This window comes from Polaribacter vadi (assembly GCF_018861005.1).
Lineage (GTDB): Bacteria > Bacteroidota > Bacteroidia > Flavobacteriales > Flavobacteriaceae > Polaribacter > Polaribacter vadi_A.
This window is the reverse complement of record NZ_JAHKQL010000015.1, coordinates 263,976-281,597: the sequence shown is the minus strand read 5'-3', so window position 1 is coordinate 281,597 and position 17,622 is coordinate 263,976. Positions and strand designations below refer to the sequence as shown.

Sequence of the window (17,622 nt, the reverse complement as noted above, 5' to 3'; positions counted from 1 at the left end):
TATAAAATGAAACAGTTTGTATTCGTATTTTGTTTAATGCTAGCTAAGATCGGTTTTGCTCAACAGCCAAATATTGTTTTTTTGATGACAGATGACCAACGTTGGGATAATTTTGGATGTTATGGAAGACCAGAGTTTAAAACGTTAAACATAGATAAATTAGCAGAAGAAGGAGTTGTTTTTGACAAAGCCTATTACCCTGTCGCAATTTGTATGCCTAGTAGAGCTACTATGATGTCTGGGCGTTATTTGTCTAATCATAGAGTAGGCTTTTCCTATCCAAATAACCTTACTTTTTCAAAGACAGATTTTAAGGATACATACCCAGCTAGATTGAAAAAATCTGGATACAGAACAGGATTTGTAGGTAAGTTTGGTTTTCCTGTCACAGATAAAGCTTATCATGCAAAAGGTGGTGTTTCTGGTTATGATTTACAAGAACATTTAGGAGAGTATTTTGATTTTTTTACAGGAAGAGGAGTACATTTTAGAGGAACTTTTAAAATGTGGCCAGAAGATGCAACTTTAAAGAAAATTTATGCTGAAGATAGACCTGTCAATGAAAGGACTTTAAAAACTGGAGATGCAATGATTCATTTTTTAGATACGCAACCAAAAGATGAACCTTTTTGTTTGTCAGTTAGTTTTTATGCAGTAAAAAACGACAAAGATAGAGACATGTACCCTCCTCATGTAAAGTTGTTTGAGAACCAGAATTTTAGTGTACCAGAAAATTGGGTTGAAGGCAAAAACACAAAACTACCGAAGTTACTTGACAATTGGAGAGGTGTTCCTCTTCATAAAAAAAGAACATCAACTCCTGAATTATATCAAAAATTAGTAAGAAGATTTGCAACACAAGGATATACCGTAGATCAGCAAGTAGGAAGGTTAGTTAAAAAATTAAAAGAAATGGGTATTCTTAATAATACCATAATTATTTATACCAGTGATAATGGACGTTTTCATGGTTCTCAAGGTTTATATGATAAGGCAATTCTTTATGAAGAATCTATAAAAGCACCATTAATAGTTTTTGATGGTCGTAAAACCAAAGAAAAAAGAGGTTATAGAGAAGCTGCATTTGTGTCTTCTGTAGACATAGCACCTACTATATTGTCTTTTGCAGGTATAGAAACACCAGATAAAATGCAAGGAAAAAGTTTTACGGGCATCTTAGATAAAACTCAAAATATGGAGAATTGGCAGAAATCGGTCTATTCAGAAAGTCTTTTTATTTCGAGCTTACATTCTAAAAGAAAATACCCAGATTTTGAAATAGCAAATCAAGAGATCATTAAAGCCAATAAATCATATAGATCAAGAGGTGTTAGGAATGATAAATATAAATACATCATTTATTACGAGCATACTCCTGTAATTGAAGAACTATATGATTTAGAAAATGATCCTTATGAGATGAATAATTTAGCAAATGATAAAAAGTTCGCTAAAGTAATAATCAAGCTCAGAAAAGAAACAAAAAACACACATCAAAGAATTCAACAAAATTAATTATGAGAAAATATATATTGAACTTTGTTTACATTTTAATAGTTTTTTTTATAACATCAACCTATGCTTTAGATATTTATGTGAGTCCAAATGGTTCAGATAAAAACAATGGTGACGCAAATAATCCTTTAGCAACATTCGGAGCAGCACAACAAAAAGCAAGAGCGTTTGCAGGTAAAGAAAGTGTTACTATTTATTTTGCTGATGGTGTTTATTATTTGCCAGAAACTATCGTTTTTAATCCAAAAGATTCAGGTTCAAAACAATTCCCAATTCTATATCGTGCTAAAAATGAAGGAAAAACAGTATTAAGTGGAGGGATAAAATTAGAACTGAATTGGAAACCCTTTCAAAACGGAATTTATCAAGCAAAAACACCAAAAGGAATAAAAATTGATCAGGTTTTTATTGATGGATTAAATCAACGTATGGCACGTTATCCTAATTATGATGCTAGTAAGAAAACAGCTCCTTATCAAGGTTTTGCTGCTGATGCTTTTTCAAAGGAAAGAGCTGCAGGATGGAAAAATCCTAAAGGAGGTTATATTCACGCAATGCATGTTAAAGAATGGGGAGGCTATCATTATATCATCACTGGTAAAAATAAAGAAGGAGAAGTTACCTATGAAGGAGGTTGGCAAAATAACCGACAAATGGGGATGCATCCAGAATATAGAATGGTTGAAAATATTTTCGAAGAACTAGATGCTGCTGGAGAATGGTTTCATAATGAAACAACACAAACTTTGTATTACAAACCAGAAGCCACTGCAGATTTAAAAAAGGCTAAAGTTGAGGTGGTGCAATTAGAGCAATTGATCAATTTTCAAGGGTCTATAAAAAATCCTATAAAACATATTAGCTTACAAGGTTTTGTCATAAAACACGCTGCCAGAACTTTTATGCAAACCAAAGAACCTATGGTGCGTTCAGATTGGACCATTTTTAGAGGAGGTGCATTTATGTTAACAGGTACAGAAAATATTCAGATTTTAGATTGTGAATTTGATCAAGTTGGCGGAAATGCCATTTTTGTAAATAACTACAATAGAAAGACTTTAATAAAAGGAAATTACATTCATCATACAGGAGCAAGTGGAGTTTGTTTTGTTGGTGATCCAAAAGCTTTACGTGATCCGTTGTTTGAATATGGACAGAAAAATGATATGAATACTGTTGATAAAACTCCTGGTCCTAAAACAGAAAATTATCCATCATTAGGTACTGTTGAAGATTGTCTAATTCATAATATTGGCACTGTAGAACGTCAACCTGCAGGAGTGCAGATTGAAATGGCGATGGAAATAACCGTCAGAGATTGTTCCATTTACGATTGTGCTCGTTCAGGAATTAATGTTGGAGATGGCGCTTTTGGTGGTCATTTAATTGAACGTTGTGATGTCTTCAACACTGTATTAGAAACCCACGATCATGGTTCGTTTAATTCTTGGGGAAGAGACCGTTTTTGGCGTCTTAAAAATGCAGATATGAGTAAATATCCAGAATTACCATTTGCAGATGCCATAAAAACTACTGTAATTCGTAATAGTCGCTGGAGATGTGATCATGGTTGGGATATTGATTTAGATGATGGTTCTACCAATTACGATATTTATAATAATTTGATGTTGTCTGGTGGTTTAAAACTTAGAGAAGGATACAGAAGACGTGCTTGGAATAATATTACTGTAAATAATACTTTTCATCCACATGTGTGGTTTGAAAATAGCGGAGATGAGGTGTTTTCTAATATTTTTATGTTTGTATATCAAGGTGTAAAAGTACCAACAGCAAAGAATCCAGGCAAGCGAGTTGATAGTAACCTTATTTTTAACTCAGAACTTACACAAAAGTTTGGATGGGATCAAAACTCAATCGTAGCTGATCCTCAATTTATAGACCCAGCAAATGGAGATTTTAGAGTAAAAGAAGGTTCTCCAGCCTTTAAAATTGGGTTTAAAAATTTCCCTATGGATCAATTTGGTGTTAAAAAGCCAAGTTTAAAAGCAATTGCAAGAACTCCAATAATACCTGTCTTAGGAGTCTCAGAAGAACTTAAGAATAAAAGAGCAGCAAAAAAAGGAAGAAAACCTACTTGGTTAGGAGCTGCTGTTAGTGGGTTATCAGGTATGGAGTTTTCTGCTTATGGAGTTGCTAAAGAAGATGGAGGTATTGCCTTAATTAAAGTGCCCAAAAAATCTAAAGCAGCAAAATCTGGATTATTAGAAGGTGATTTAATTTTAACTATAAAAGGAAAAAAAGTGGCTAATTTGAAACAATTTTTTCGATTGATAAAAAAAGTTAGAACTTCAGAAATTGCTTTAAAAGTTGTTAGAGAACAGAAAGAAATTGAAATCAATATTTCTTTATAAAAAACGCTTCAACTTAAAAAACATATAATGATGAAAATAAAAATAGTAATCTTCTTTTTATTACTTGGGTTACAAATGAATGCTCAAAAACGTCGTTCAAACCCAATTGTAAGCCATATGTTTACTGCAGATGCATCTGCTCATGTTTGGAATGATGGTCGTTTGTATGTGTATCCATCAACAGATGTTGCGCCTTCCAAAGGATATAAAACTATGGATGGTTATCACGTATTTTCTACAGATGATATGATTACTTGGAAAGATCATGGAGAAATTCTTCATTCTAGAGATGTAGATTGGGGTATTGAAAGCGGAGGATTTATGTGGGCACCAGATTGTGTTTTTAAAAACGGTATTTACTATTATTATTTTCCACATAAAAACAAAAAAGGAGTTTGGGAAATTGGTGTAGCAACTAGTAAAAAACCAGCCTCAGATTTTAAATTGCAAGGATATGTAAAAGGGATGAATAGGTTCTGTGATCCAGGTGTTTTTATAGATGATGATGGGCAAGCCTATATTTATGCAGTAGTAGATGCAAAACCTTTTGCAGCGAAACTAAAAGAAAATATGATGGAGATTGAAGGAGAAATGACAGAGCAAATTGGTGCTACAGGTCATAGAGAAGGTCCTTTCGTCATTAAAAGAAAAGGGATATACTACTTAATTTATCCAGATCATTTCCCAAAAACGAATAAAATGGGCTATGCAATGAGCAAAAGTCCATTAGGCCCTTGGGAATTTAAAGGAGTGTTTTTAGACAACACAGATGTAATTACAATGCACGGTTCTTTGGTTGAGTTTAAAGGTCAATGGTATGTGTTTTATCATAATGGAAATTTATCAGGAAGTATAGGTACTAATAGGTCTATATGTTTTGATCCTGTTTATTTTAATGAGGATGGTACTATTCAAATGGTAAAGCAAAGTTTAGGTGTTACATTACCAACTTTTCATCAAGACATCAACTTTAATGAAATGTTTGGAACATTAGATTTTGGTGAATACACAAAATTAGATTTGGAGAAAAAAGGAATTCAAATCAACGCAATTTCATCTATTCAAATTCCTAAAGGATTTGAAGTTACCTGTTTTGAAAAAGACCATTTTGAAGGAAAATCATGGACGTTTCAAGAAGATAGAATAGATTTAAACGCAATTGATGCTAATAATCAGATTTCTTCCATAAAAATAACAAAACCAAAAATAGAGAACTTCGTAAAAAATCCTTCTTTTGAGATAGCTACACAAGGTTTGGTAAAGCATTGGTTCAATAAAAGACCAAAACCTTATGAAAGATATAGAGATGAAACAGCAAAAGGATATTATTCATTAAAATACGAAGGTAAAGGAACTCCAAAACCTTTAGTTCAAAAATTAGAGATTGAACCTAATACTAAATATGAATTAAGTGTTCAGTTAAAAGTAAAATCGGGTACAAAAGGGAAGGTCATTTTTGATACTAATGGAGCTTTTGATAAAACTTGCAAGTTTGAGTTAGATGCTAAAAACAAATCCGAAGAATGGGTAACTTTCAAAGCAGAATTCAATAGCGGAAAAACAACCAAATTACAATTACGTTCTATCATTTCTAAAGATTTTGATGGTGTTGGTTATTGGGATAATGTATCACTCATAAAAATTAAAGAATAATTTCTAATATGAAAACAAAGATATTTTTAGTCGCTTTATTGTTGGTTTCTTTCGTAAAGATTGAAGCTCAAGATCGGCGTTCAAATCCTATCGTGAGTCATATGTTTACTGCAGACCCATCTGCACACGTTTGGCAAGATGGACGCTTGTATGTATATCCTTCAACAGATGTAGCTCCTCCAAAAGGATATAAAACAATGGATGGTTACCACGTTTTTTCTACGGATGATATGATTACATGGAAAGACCATGGACAAATACTGCATTCTAGTCAAGTTCCATGGGGAAGAAAAGAAGGTGGTTTTATGTGGGCTCCAGATGCTGCGTACAAAGACGGAACGTATTACTATTATTTTCCTCATAGATCAGGGCAAGGTAGAGATACTTGGAAAATTGGTGTCGCCACCAGTAAAATTCCTACTTCAGGTTTTAAAGAACAAGGTTATATAAAGGGGCTAAAATCACTAATAGACCCATGTGTTTTTACAGATGATGATGGTCAGTCTTATTTGTTTATTGGTGGTGAAGGAGATCCTACAGGATATAAGCTAAAAGAAAACATGATGGAGATTGAAGGCAAACCTCATTCCATTAAAGGTTTAGATGGTTTTAGAGAAGGTTTGTGGATGTTTAAACGTAAGGGCAAATATTACATTATTTATCCTGATGATTTTCCAAAACGAAATAAAATGCGATATGCCATCAGTGATAATATTTATGGTCCTTATGAATGCAAAGGTGTATTTGTAGATAGTACAGATATTATTACAATGCATGGTTCTGTGGTAGAATTTAAAGACCAATGGTATGTGTTTTATCATAATGGAAATTTGTCTGGAGGAATAGCAACCAATCGTTCTATGTGTTTTGATCCTATTTATTTTAATGAAGATGGCACCATAAATATGGTAAAACAAACCTTGGGAGTAAAATTGCCAACTTTTCATAAAGACATCAATTTTAATGAAATGATGGGGACATTATCAGAAGGGAATTACAATCAGAAAGAATTAGCAAAACAAGGCATTCAATCCAATGAAATTTCATCAATTGAAATTCCAAAAGGATATATTGTTGAAGGTTTTGAAAAAGACAATTTCAATGGAAATTCTTGGATTTTAGAAGAAAATAGAATCGATTTAAATGTTATTGAAGCCAACAACAAAATTGCATCGATAAAAGTATCAAAATCCGTTATTGAAAATTTGGTAGAAAATCCTTCTTTCGAATTGATTACACAAGGTCAAGTAAAAAACTGGTACAACAGAAATGTTAAAGGTTTTTCTCCTTTTAAAGACCACACAGCAAAAGGATATTTTGCGCTGCAATACCAAGGAAGTGGAAAAATGAAACCTTTAATTCAAAAAGTAACGTTAAAGCCAAATACGAATTATGAATTAAGTGTTCAATTGAAAATAAAATCAGGTACAAAAGGAAAAGTCATTTTTGATACCAATGTAAATTTTGATAAAACGTGTAAGTTTGAATTAGAAGCAACAAACAAAACAGATGAATGGATTACCTATAAAGGTACTTTTAATAGTGGTGATATAACTAATTTACAATTGAGATGTATCACTTCTGACGGTTTTAATGGTGTTGGGTATTGGGATAATGTATCTCTAAAAACTATAGAATAAATCATTTTCACAAACTAATATTAAATAATTATGAAATCAAAATTTGTTGTTGTAGCTATTCTTATTGCATTAATAAGTTACTCAGAAACTTTTTCACAAACGTTTAATAAAAGTGCAGATTTGTTGTTGGCTAATTTTGATTTGAAACCTGATGAAGATGATGTAATGGCCTCTGCAGCTTTGGCTTGCATGTTAAAACATCCAGATTTAGCAGGCGTAAATTATTATGTAGTAATTGGTGCTTATGGAGACCAAAAACACATTTTTATTACAGATGGAATCCCAGATTATTATACTGAATTGTTTGGTACTGAGAATAAGTTTTGGACAAATGCGCATAACTATTGGAATGAATCTGTTGTTAGAACCAAAAATAAAGTATTACTCATTTTAAAATCAGGTGGAAAAGTTTTTGTACAAGAAGCTGGTCAGTCAAATTTTACTTTTGATGTATTACAAGCTGTTCTTAAAGAAGGAATAGCATTAGCTACAATACAATCAAATGTAATTATTGTACAACACAGCAAGTACAATGAAAAACAGACAACACCATCAAAATTAACTTGGTTAAAGGAAAATACAATTTATAAAAAAATTGAAGATGGAAATACTAGTGATAACACAACACCAGGATATCGAACTAAGGATGCAAAATGGTTAGAACTTGCAAAATCAGACAAAAATCCAAATAAAGAAGCCCAAAAAATATGGATGCTAGCGGACGAAGTTTGTGATGGATGGGAATCTACTTGGACCAATAGATGGATAGCTGCAGGCGGTATAGATTTTTCTGACTGTGTAGAGAATTGGGAAATATTTCTACTAGGTAATAAAGCTGATGATTTAGATTCATTCTGGAATAGATATGTTATTAACGATTTAAAAAGCACTATGGATAAATGAAAGTAATCAAGCTTAATAATATAAAAATTGTACTAGCAGCTGTTGTTTTACTTTTTTGTATAGGTTGTTCAGAACAAGTTCTACAAAAAAATATTCAAGATGCTAATTTTTGGGTGTTATTTGAAAATAGTAAAGCCCAAGCAAATGAAAATAATTTAACTTGGGATTTTGAGTTACATAGAGCTGGTAAATACGATGTGCAAATCATTAAAAAAGGAGAACAAACTGATGCTTTGCCTAAAATAGAACTTGAATCAGATGGCATAAAAATCAACGAAATACCAAATAAAATTTTTGTCATAAATGATGCTAAAGGTCTAAAGCAAACGGTTTATCAATTTAATAAGACCTTACTCTTTAAAAAACCAGGATTAAAATCCTTAAAAATTAATAATCCAAAGTCTATAGATCAAATTCGCATACTACCTAATTATCGAGGCAAATTAGGTTTTGGCACGGATACATATAAAACAGAATGGGAAGAAATGCACAATTCTTCAGAAAAGCAAGCAGCACTTTCTTGGTTTAAAGATGCAAAATATGGGATGTTTATTCATTGGGGATTATATTCACAAGCTGGAGGTATTTGGGAAGACGAACGTATGGAAGAGTCTAAAAATATCGGGCCAAAGGTTTCAGAATGGTTAATGTTTAAATTTAAAATTCCAAGAAATGAATATGCAGCACTTGCTAAAACATTCAATCCTGATAAATCTTTTGCAAAAAATATTGCAAAACTTGCCAAAGATGCTGGTATGAAATATATGGTCATCACGTCAAAACATCATGATGGTTTTGCGTTATTCGACTCCAAATCTTCAGAATTTGATATGGTAGATGCAACACCATATAAAGCAGATGCTATTAAAGAATTATATAATGCCTGTTTAGAAGAAGGCATAGGTTTTGGTGTATATTATTCTCATGGAAATGATTGGTTTAATGGTACAGATGGTAATTTCTCTAACGTAAAAAAAGTGAATGATTCTCTTGGGGTTCTTTCTCATTCAATAGGGAAAAATCAATGGGATCCAAGCCCAAACACACATGCAGAATATTTAGAAAACAAAGCGATATCTCAAGTAAAAGAACTTTTACATGCAATGCCAGAATTACGTTTAATTTGGTTTGATGGTGATGGATATATTACCGAAGATCAATCTTTTCAGTTTTATAAAACAGTTTTTGATATCAATCCAAATGTGATTGTGAATAGAAGAGTAGGTTACGATTTTGGTGATTATTTAGATGCTGGAGATAATGTAATTCCATCTGCTGATACCAAGTTAACAAAGCATTGGGAAACTTGTGGAACAACCAATAATTCTTGGGCTTATAAATCGTATGATAAAGATTTTAAAAGCGTTCAAGAAATGTTGTATTACTTAGTTGATATTGCATCAAAAGGAGGAAATTATTTGTTAAATATTGGGCCAGATGGTAAAGGTCATGTGCCAGAACAAAGTGCAAACGGTCTTCGAGAAATAGGGAAATGGTTAAAAATAAATGGTGATGCTATTTATGGTACTTCTAGCTGGAAGATAATAAAAGAAGGAGAAGATGAAACTTTATTAAGAGGCACAGAACATCGTGCAAAAAAAGGCTTTACAAGTTCTTTTTCTGCCAACGATTTTTGGTTTACAGCTAAAGAAAACAAAGTGTATGCAATTTCTCTGGCAACTCCAGAAAATTCTGCCACAATAAAATCATTAAAAAAGGGTAATGCACAGGTTGAGAGTGTAAAAGTTTTAGGGTATAAAGAAAAGGTAGTTTGGAAACAAACAGAAGACTATTTGAAAGTTGATTTAGCAGGAATTAATATTGGAAACAATGGATATGTGCTTGAAGTAACCTTAATTGATAATAAAAACTAGATTTATGAAAAAAATAGCCATTCTTTTTCTTGGTTTTATTTTTATTCAGAGTAATCTGTTTGCGCAACTTATACATATAAAAACACAAAAAAACTCGCTCATATTTCAAGTAACTAAAAAAAATAAAGTAGTGCAATCTCATTATGGGAAATCTATAAAAAATACTCAGGGATTAGAAAATATGTCTGTTATTTTTAACGAGATATATCCTAGTTTTGGAAACGGAACAAATGATGAAGTTGCCTTAATGGTTACGTATGATGATGGAACGATGGCTACCGATTTATTTTATCATTCTCATAAACAAAAAGAAGAAGAAAATATACAGACAACAGTTATTTATTTAAAGGATGAAAAAAAAGAATTGTATGTCGATTTGCATTTTAAAGCCTATGCAAATGAAAATGTAATAGAACAGTTTACGACTATTCACAACAAAGAAAAGAAGGAAATAAGTTTATCTCAATATGCTTCTTCTACTATCGGATTTAAAGCAACCAATTATTATTTATCACATTTTTACGGAAGTCATTCTAAAGAAATGATGCTTTCAGAAGAGCGTTTAACAAACGGAATTAAGAGCATAGAAACAAAACGTGGTGTAAGAACTACAGAATATGAAAACCCGTCATTTATGTTATCACTTGATGGTTCTGCTCAAGAAAATTCAGGTGAAGTAATTGCAGGAGCTTTGGCTTGGTCTGGTAATTTTAGGTTAGCATTTCAGGTTGATGACAAAGCAAGATGCCAAATGACTGCTGGAATCAATCCTTTTGCATCTACTTACTATCTTGCTTCAGGAGAACAATTTGAAACACCAAGAATGGTTTTAACCTATAGTGATGAAGGTAAAAATAGGGCTTCTATAAACTTGCACAATTGGGCTAAAAAGTACAATTTAAGAGCAGGAAATGAATTAAGGCCTATTGTTTTAAATAGTTGGGAAGGCGCGTATTTTAAGTTTGATGCAGACAAGTTAAAAAGTATGATGGATGGAGCTGCAGAAATGGGTGTGGAGGTTTTTGTGTTGGATGATGGGTGGTTTGGCAACAAATATCCAAGAAACAGAGCAAATGCAGGTTTGGGTGATTGGCAAGTGAATCAAAAAAAATTACCAAAAGGTTTAGATGATTTAATTGAATACACAGAGTCCAAAGGAATGCGTTTCGGAATTTGGGTTGAACCAGAAATGGTAAACCCGAGAAGTGAGTTGGCAGAAAAACATCCAGATTGGATTATCCAAAGACAAAATGATAGACAGAAATTGTTAGAGCGCAATCAATTGTTGTTAGATTTATCAAACCCAAAAGTTCAAGATTTTGTATTTAATGTGGTCGATAATCTTCTAAAAAAACACCCAAAAATAGCCTATGTAAAATGGGATGCAAACAGACATTTACAGAATTTTGGTTCTACATATTTATCAGCAAAAAAACAATCTCATCTTTTTATTGATTATACTCGTGGATTGGAAAAAGTTTTAGAACGTTTAACGATAAAATATCCTTCTACTATTTTCCAAGCTTGTGCTTCTGGTGGTGGACGTGTAGATTTTGGTTCTATGAAACACACGCACGAATTTTGGGCAAGTGATGATACAGATCCTTATGAGCGTTTATTTATTCAATGGGGAACCAATCATATTTATCCACCAATAGCAACAGCTGCTCACGTTACCAAATCTCCTAACCATCAAACAAAAAGAGAAACATCGTTAAAGTTTCGATTCGATGTTGCAATGGCAGGTCGTTTAGGAATAGAATTGAGTCCAGATGCTTTGGATAAAAAAGAGTTGGAATTTGCAAAAAAAGCAATTGCCTTGTACAAAGATATTCGTCCAATTATTCAATTTGGAGATTTATATCGAATATTATCTCCTTATGATGATGATGGTTTTGCTGCCATTAACTATGTAGCTAAAAATAAAAAATCGGCATTATTAATGGTATATAGTCATACACACCATAGAAGATACGAACGAAACTTTGTTAAAATACAAGGTTTAGATCCCACTTTAGTGTATAAGGTAGAGGAAATAAATATAGATAGTAAGAAACCTCATATTAGTTTTAGGAATCAATTGATATCTGGAGAAGTATTAATGAACAGAGGAATTTGGATTAATTTAAGAAAACCATTACAAAGTGCCATTTTTAAAATAACTGAAAGCAATCAAAATTAGATATGAAAAAATCACATACATTATTAACAGGGATATTTTTGATTTTTACAATCACAATCATCGCTCAAAAAAAAGAAACAAAGCCTAATATTCTTTTCATTTTAGCGGATGATTTAGGGTATGCAGATTTGAGTTCTAGTGGTAGTACATTTTATGAAACTCCTAATATTGATAAAATTGCAAACGAAGGAATCGTATTTACAAATGGGTATGCAAATAGTCGTGTTTGTAGTCCATCAAGAGCAAGTATTATGACTGGAAAATTTACTGCAAGACACGATATTACAGTGCATATAGGATCTCCTTCAGGAGAAGCTTGGAGAACAAGAAATAAATTCACCAAAATGCTTCCCGCAGAATACACGCATAAATTACCTGCCAATTTTGTTACGATGCCAGAGGCTTTAAAAGCAGCAGGCTATAAAACATTTTTTACAGGAAAATGGCATTTAGGACCAAAAGGTTCGTGGCCAGAAGATCATGGTTTCGATATTAATGTTGGTGGTTGGACAAAAGGTGGACCTAGTGGTGGTTACTTTTCACCATATAAAAATCCAAAATTAAAAAACTTAGAAGATGGGGAAAATTTATCTCATCGTTTAGCAAAAGAAACTGTGAAATTTATGAAAGATAATGATCCTAAAAAAACAGGAAAACCATTTTTTGCGTATCTCTCTTTTTATGCTGTTCATTCTCCTATTCAAACCTCTAAGGATAGATGGAAAAAGTATCAAGATAAAGCTGTATCCCAAGGAATTGCAAAAAAAGGTTATAAAATGGGGAAATATTTACCTATTCGTCAAGTGCAAGATAACCCTATTTATGCTGGTTTAGTAGAGCAAATGGACGATGCTGTTGGAGAAGTGCTTGCTGGTTTAGAAGCTTTAGGATTAGACGAAAATACTATTGTAGTTTTTACATCTGATAATGGAGGTGTAGCAGCAGGTGATAATTTTTCTACAAGTAACAAACCTTTAAAAGCAGGAAAAGGATACCAGTTTGAAGGCGGAATTAGAGAACCTTATATTATTAAAATTCCTGGGATTTCTAAAAAAGGTGATAAAATTGATTACCCAGTATCTGGAGCAGATTTTTATCCAACTTTTTTGGATTTGGCAGGAGCAAAACAATTGCCTAATGAACATAATGATGGTGTTAGTTTGCTTCCATTAATGAATGGAAAAAGTTTAAAAGAACGTGCACTTATTTGGCATTTTCCTCATTATGGAAATCAAGGAGGAGAGCCTTCTTCAATCATACGTAAAGGAGATTGGAAATTGATTCACTATTACGAAGATGGTAGAAAAGAACTATACAATATTGCAAAAGACATTAGTGAAACCAATGATGTAGCAACCACTTACCCAGATAAAGTTACACAATTAAACAAAGAGTTGTTTGATTATTTAAAAGAGGTAAAAGCAAAATACCCTATGAATGATCCAAATTATTCAGAAACTAAAGCAAAGGATTATCTATACAATGTGGAACACAAAAAAATGCCTTCTTTAGAGAAGCAAAGAATAAAAATGTTGTCTAATAATTTTCAACCAAATAAGAATTGGTGGGGAAGTATGATAACCAAAGATTAATAATAACATTATAGCATAAATCAATGAAAATCAAATCACTTATATCCTTTTTAGCCCTTTTTATTTCGTCATTTGTAATGCAAGGAGCTTTAACCGATTACCAAGTTAAATCACCAGATGGAAATGTAGCTTTAAAAGTTTTTTTGAAAAATAATAAGCTCAATTATGAAATAGTTTGGTCTGGTAAAAAAATGATCGAAACATCTACTTTAGAATACTTTAATGGAGAAGAAGTAACTATAGAGAACCACAAAATTTCTAATGAAGATAAACATTGGGAAGCAGTTTGGGGTCAGCAAAAAAAAATGAGAGATCATTACCAAGAATTAGAACTTTCTATTTCTTCAAATAATACAAAATCTAAGTTTTTAGCAAGAGTTTATAATGATGGAGTTGCATTTCGTTTTATTTTGAACAAGGCAACAAATCCTAAAGATATTTTATGGCAGTGTACTTATTCTCCTCAAAAGAAAAGTAAATTCTATTTGCCAAATGGTGAAAAAGAGCCTTTAGGGCCTTTAACGATAGAAGAGTTATATGCAGTACAGTTAAAACCGGGAAAAAGAGGCAAAAAAACACACTTACGTATTCCTTTAGTTGTAGAGACTCCCGATAATATGTTTATGGCAATTTTTGAATCTGATTTGTATGAAGCAAAAGGTTTTCAAACAATGAAGATAGAAGCTGATATAAAAACAAATGCTATTATATCAAAAAATAGTGCTGTAGGAACATTAGCTGGACTTACATCTCCTTGGCGTGTTATTATATTAGGCAAAACAATGGGAGATTTAATTGTAAATAATGTTGCCATAAATCTTGCAACACCCAATAAGTTAGAAAATTCAGATTGGGTAAAACCGGGAAAATCACTTTGGGATTGGAGAGTGCACGGGTACACAGCAAAAGACGGATTTACTTATGGTATAAATAACGAAAGTTACTATCGATTTATAGATTTTGCAGCAGAAAATAATATTGAATATTTTTTGATTGATGATGCTTGGTATACAGATGTAGAACCAGGAAATATTGAAATGTCAGAAAAATTAGATTTGTCAAAAGTGATAGCATATGCAAAAAAGAAAGAGGTTGCTATATTTTTGTATTACGATAGAAGAAAAGGAGATTATGGTGATGAAAAATTATTTGAATATTATAAATCATTAGGCGTTAAAGGAATTAAATATGGTTTTATGGGCAATAAAACTGATTTTACTAGAGATGCAATTCAATTAAGTGCAGAAAGTAACTTATTAATAGATTTCCATGATGGTCCAGTTCCTTTAGCAGGAATAACAAGAACGTTTCCAAATGCTATTACAAGAGAATATTGCCATGCACAACAAGATTCTAAAAAAGCTTTTACGCCTAAAGCATTTGTAAGAATGGCATTAATTAATGCTATACAAGGTCCTTTAGATATGAATAATGGAATTTTTGATATTTCTGGTGTCAATGCAGGCGAACGAGAAAAAGGACCAAGAAAACCAAACTCATTACATACCACAGTTACTGCTGAAGCTGCAAGAACTTTAATAATTTTTAGTGGATTAGTTGTGCTTCCAGATGCTCCTGAAGCCTATGAAACAAAACAAGACTTGTTTGAATTTATCAAAAAAATGCCAGTTGATAAATGGGATGAGAGCAAAGTATTACACGCAAAAATAGATGGCTATTTATCAACTGCAAGAAGATCTGGAAAAGAATGGTTTATAGGTTCAGTACATGTAAATGGTGGCGTTTTAGAAATTCCTTTAGACTTTTTAGAAGAAGATATTAATTATACAATTACCTATTACGAAGATACTTTAAAAACAAATAGTCAAACAAATCCTGAAGCGTACCAAGTAAGAACCGAAACTGTTAAAAAAGGTACTATTGTAAAAGCAAAAATGGTGGCTGGTGGAGGACATTGTATGTGGATTAGACCAACAAATTGATAAGAAATAGATTCTAATATGTATAAGAAATCACTTAAAAGAGTAAATTTAATAACTATAATGTTTTTGTTTTTTTACCTTGGTTTAGGAAATTCTTTTGCCCAAAAACACCAATTATTTTCACCAGATAAAACGAAATATGTTCGTGTAGAATTAGAAAATGATGCTGTTAGGTATTCTTTTTTCAAAGATGGAATTCCAGTAATTCAAAAATCATTATTGGGTGTTGAGTTAAATGAAATCAGCTGGAAAGGTTTATCGATAAACGAGGTAAAAAAAGATTCATTACGTTCTAATTGGAAACCTTTATGGGGAACACAAGAAATGTATCCAGAGAATTATAATGGATTAACAATCATACTGAAAGATGAAAACTCTAATAATTATACAATTGTATTAAGAATGTATGATGAAGGTTTGGCTTTTAAATATAAAATTGAGGCTGAAGGAATTACAAGACTTACTTTAAAAAAAGAACAAACCGAATTTAATATTTCGAATCACTCAAAATCTTGGGTTTTAGCTCATCCTTGGGGAAAAAAGTATAAAAAGGATATGCCAATATCTAAAATAAAAAATGCTAGTTTACCTTTACTTTCAAAATCAGAGACAGAAAACTATATTTTTATAACAGAAGCTGGTTTATATAATTATGGAAGTTTGCATCTTTCTACAAAAAAAAATGATATACTAACTGCTGCTATTGTTGGAGATGTAAACCTAAAACCAAGATTTGAAACTCCTTGGCGAGTAATAATGGTAGCAGATTCACCAGCTTATTTTGTAGAACATAATTATATAGTTCAAAATTTAAATCCGCCATCAAAAATTAAAAATACTAAGTGGATTAAACCAGGGATCACTACTTGGGATTGGAGAGCAAGAGGTGCCATAGAAAACGGTTTTGAATACAAATTGAATACCGAAAGTATGATTCGTTTTATTGATAAAACTGAGGATTTAGGTTTACCATATTTTATGATAGATGCAGGTTGGTATGGGCCAGAACATAAAAAAACTACAAATCCATTTACAACTATTCCTGAAATCGATTTATCAAAAATAATGCAAAACGCAAAAGAAAAAAATGTTGGTATTTGGCTTTATGTAAATCGTGTTGCTTTTGAGGAATATGATATTGATGAATTATTATCGAAATATAAAGAAATAGGAGTAGTAGGTATAAAACTAGGTTTTTTAAGAAAACAACACAAAACTAGCGTCGAATTTTTACAACGAATTTTAGAAAAATGTGCAACTTATGAGTTAATATTTAATTGTCACGAAGCTGTAATTCCATCTGGTATAGAACGCACTTGGCCACATTTTTTAACGAGAGAATATAATCATTCTTTGATGGACGGAGGTTACGTTGCATCTTCTATAGACCATACGATTACACCATTTCTAAATAATGTTGCTGGCCCTATTGATGTTACTCCAGGTTTTTTTGATATCGATAAAATGATGGAACGAACTTATGTCAAAAGCGAATTAAAATCAACTATTGTTGCTCAAGCAGCAATGTGTGTTACTTACTTTTCACCAATTTTATGTTTGCCAGATATTGCAGAAGCTTACCAAAGAAAATCTGATTTATTTAATTTTATAAAAGGTTTGCCTTTAAGTTATGATGAATCTAAAGTGATTATCGGCGAAATAGAAAAAACCTTTTTAATTGCCAGAAGAAAAGGAACTACTTGGTGGCTTGGTGGTGTTGCCAATGAAGATGGAGGAGCGATTGAAATTCCGCTTAAATTTTTAGGAGAAGGAAATTATAATGCAACTCTTTTTTTAGATGGAAATGATACTACTTGGGAAAAAAATCGAGAAGTATATAAAAAAGAAAAAAGAGTTGTTAAGGCTAATGACATATTAAAACTAAATATAGCACCAGGTGGTGGTGTTTGCATAAAATTGAAAAGAATAGACAAGTCTTAAAATTTTA

Annotated in this window: 10 protein-coding genes; all 10 read left to right on the top strand. The window is 32.0% G+C overall.

Annotated elements, in window-relative coordinates:
• Positions 1–6: 6 nt before the first annotated feature.
• The 10 genes from KO506_RS08030 to KO506_RS07985 are packed head-to-tail and all read left to right on the top strand — an operon-like array spanning position 7 to position 17,615.
• Positions 7–1,515 (top strand): sulfatase-like hydrolase/transferase, encoded by a 1,509-nt coding sequence (locus KO506_RS08030; RefSeq protein WP_215994376.1) that lies wholly within the window; start codon positions 7–9, stop codon positions 1,513–1,515.
• 2 nt (positions 1,516–1,517) lie between these two features.
• On the top strand, positions 1,518–3,887 hold the full coding sequence (locus KO506_RS08025) for a right-handed parallel beta-helix repeat-containing protein (RefSeq protein WP_215994375.1): 2,370 nt from the start codon (positions 1,518–1,520) through the stop codon (positions 3,885–3,887).
• A gap of 27 nt (positions 3,888–3,914) precedes the next feature.
• On the top strand, positions 3,915–5,540 hold the full coding sequence (locus tag KO506_RS08020) for a family 43 glycosylhydrolase (protein ID WP_215994374.1): 1,626 nt from the start codon (positions 3,915–3,917) through the stop codon (positions 5,538–5,540).
• Positions 5,541–5,548: 8 nt separating this feature from the next.
• A complete protein-coding gene (locus tag KO506_RS08015) occupies positions 5,549–7,180 on the top strand; it encodes a family 43 glycosylhydrolase (protein WP_215994373.1) in 1,632 nt (543 codons plus the stop codon).
• Between the two features lie 30 nt (positions 7,181–7,210).
• Positions 7,211–8,083, top strand: a complete 873-nt coding sequence (locus tag KO506_RS08010; RefSeq protein WP_215994372.1) for a hypothetical protein — start codon at positions 7,211–7,213, stop codon at positions 8,081–8,083.
• Positions 8,080–9,957: an alpha-L-fucosidase gene (locus tag KO506_RS08005; RefSeq protein WP_215994371.1), complete on the top strand. Its 1,878-nt coding sequence runs from the start codon at positions 8,080–8,082 to the stop codon at positions 9,955–9,957. Before KO506_RS08010 ends, KO506_RS08005 begins: the two co-directional genes overlap by 4 nt.
• 4 nt (positions 9,958–9,961) lie before the next feature.
• On the top strand, positions 9,962–12,139 hold the full coding sequence (locus KO506_RS08000; RefSeq protein ID WP_215994370.1) for an alpha-galactosidase: 2,178 nt from the start codon (positions 9,962–9,964) through the stop codon (positions 12,137–12,139).
• A 2-nt stretch (positions 12,140–12,141) separates the two neighbouring features.
• Positions 12,142–13,731: a sulfatase gene (locus KO506_RS07995; RefSeq protein ID WP_215994369.1), complete on the top strand. Its 1,590-nt coding sequence runs from the start codon at positions 12,142–12,144 to the stop codon at positions 13,729–13,731.
• A 23-nt stretch (positions 13,732–13,754) separates the two neighbouring features.
• Positions 13,755–15,674 carry a glycoside hydrolase family 97 protein gene (locus tag KO506_RS07990; protein ID WP_215994368.1) on the top strand — a complete coding sequence of 640 codons (1,920 nt, stop codon included), beginning with the start codon at positions 13,755–13,757 and terminating at the stop codon, positions 15,672–15,674.
• Between the two features lie 18 nt (positions 15,675–15,692).
• Positions 15,693–17,615 (top strand): glycoside hydrolase family 97 protein, encoded by a 1,923-nt coding sequence (locus KO506_RS07985; protein ID WP_215994367.1) that lies wholly within the window; start codon positions 15,693–15,695, stop codon positions 17,613–17,615.
• Positions 17,616–17,622 lie beyond the last annotated feature (7 nt).

Excerpts from the sequence above, each read along its gene's own strand:
- KO506_RS08030 (WP_215994376.1), top strand. The coding sequence starts at position 7 with ATGAAACAGTTTGTATTCGTATTTTGTTTAATGCTAGCTAAGATCGGT.
- KO506_RS08025 (WP_215994375.1), top strand. The coding sequence starts at position 1,518 with ATGAGAAAATATATATTGAACTTTGTTTACATTTTAATAGTTTTTTTT.
- KO506_RS08020 (WP_215994374.1), top strand. The coding sequence starts at position 3,915 with ATGATGAAAATAAAAATAGTAATCTTCTTTTTATTACTTGGGTTACAA.
- KO506_RS08015 (WP_215994373.1), top strand. The coding sequence starts at position 5,549 with ATGAAAACAAAGATATTTTTAGTCGCTTTATTGTTGGTTTCTTTCGTA.
- KO506_RS08010 (WP_215994372.1), top strand. The coding sequence starts at position 7,211 with ATGAAATCAAAATTTGTTGTTGTAGCTATTCTTATTGCATTAATAAGT.
- KO506_RS08005 (WP_215994371.1), top strand. The coding sequence starts at position 8,080 with ATGAAAGTAATCAAGCTTAATAATATAAAAATTGTACTAGCAGCTGTT.
- KO506_RS08000 (WP_215994370.1), top strand. The coding sequence starts at position 9,962 with ATGAAAAAAATAGCCATTCTTTTTCTTGGTTTTATTTTTATTCAGAGT.
- KO506_RS07995 (WP_215994369.1), top strand. The coding sequence starts at position 12,142 with ATGAAAAAATCACATACATTATTAACAGGGATATTTTTGATTTTTACA.
- KO506_RS07990 (WP_215994368.1), top strand. The coding sequence starts at position 13,755 with ATGAAAATCAAATCACTTATATCCTTTTTAGCCCTTTTTATTTCGTCA.
- KO506_RS07985 (WP_215994367.1), top strand. The coding sequence starts at position 15,693 with ATGTATAAGAAATCACTTAAAAGAGTAAATTTAATAACTATAATGTTT.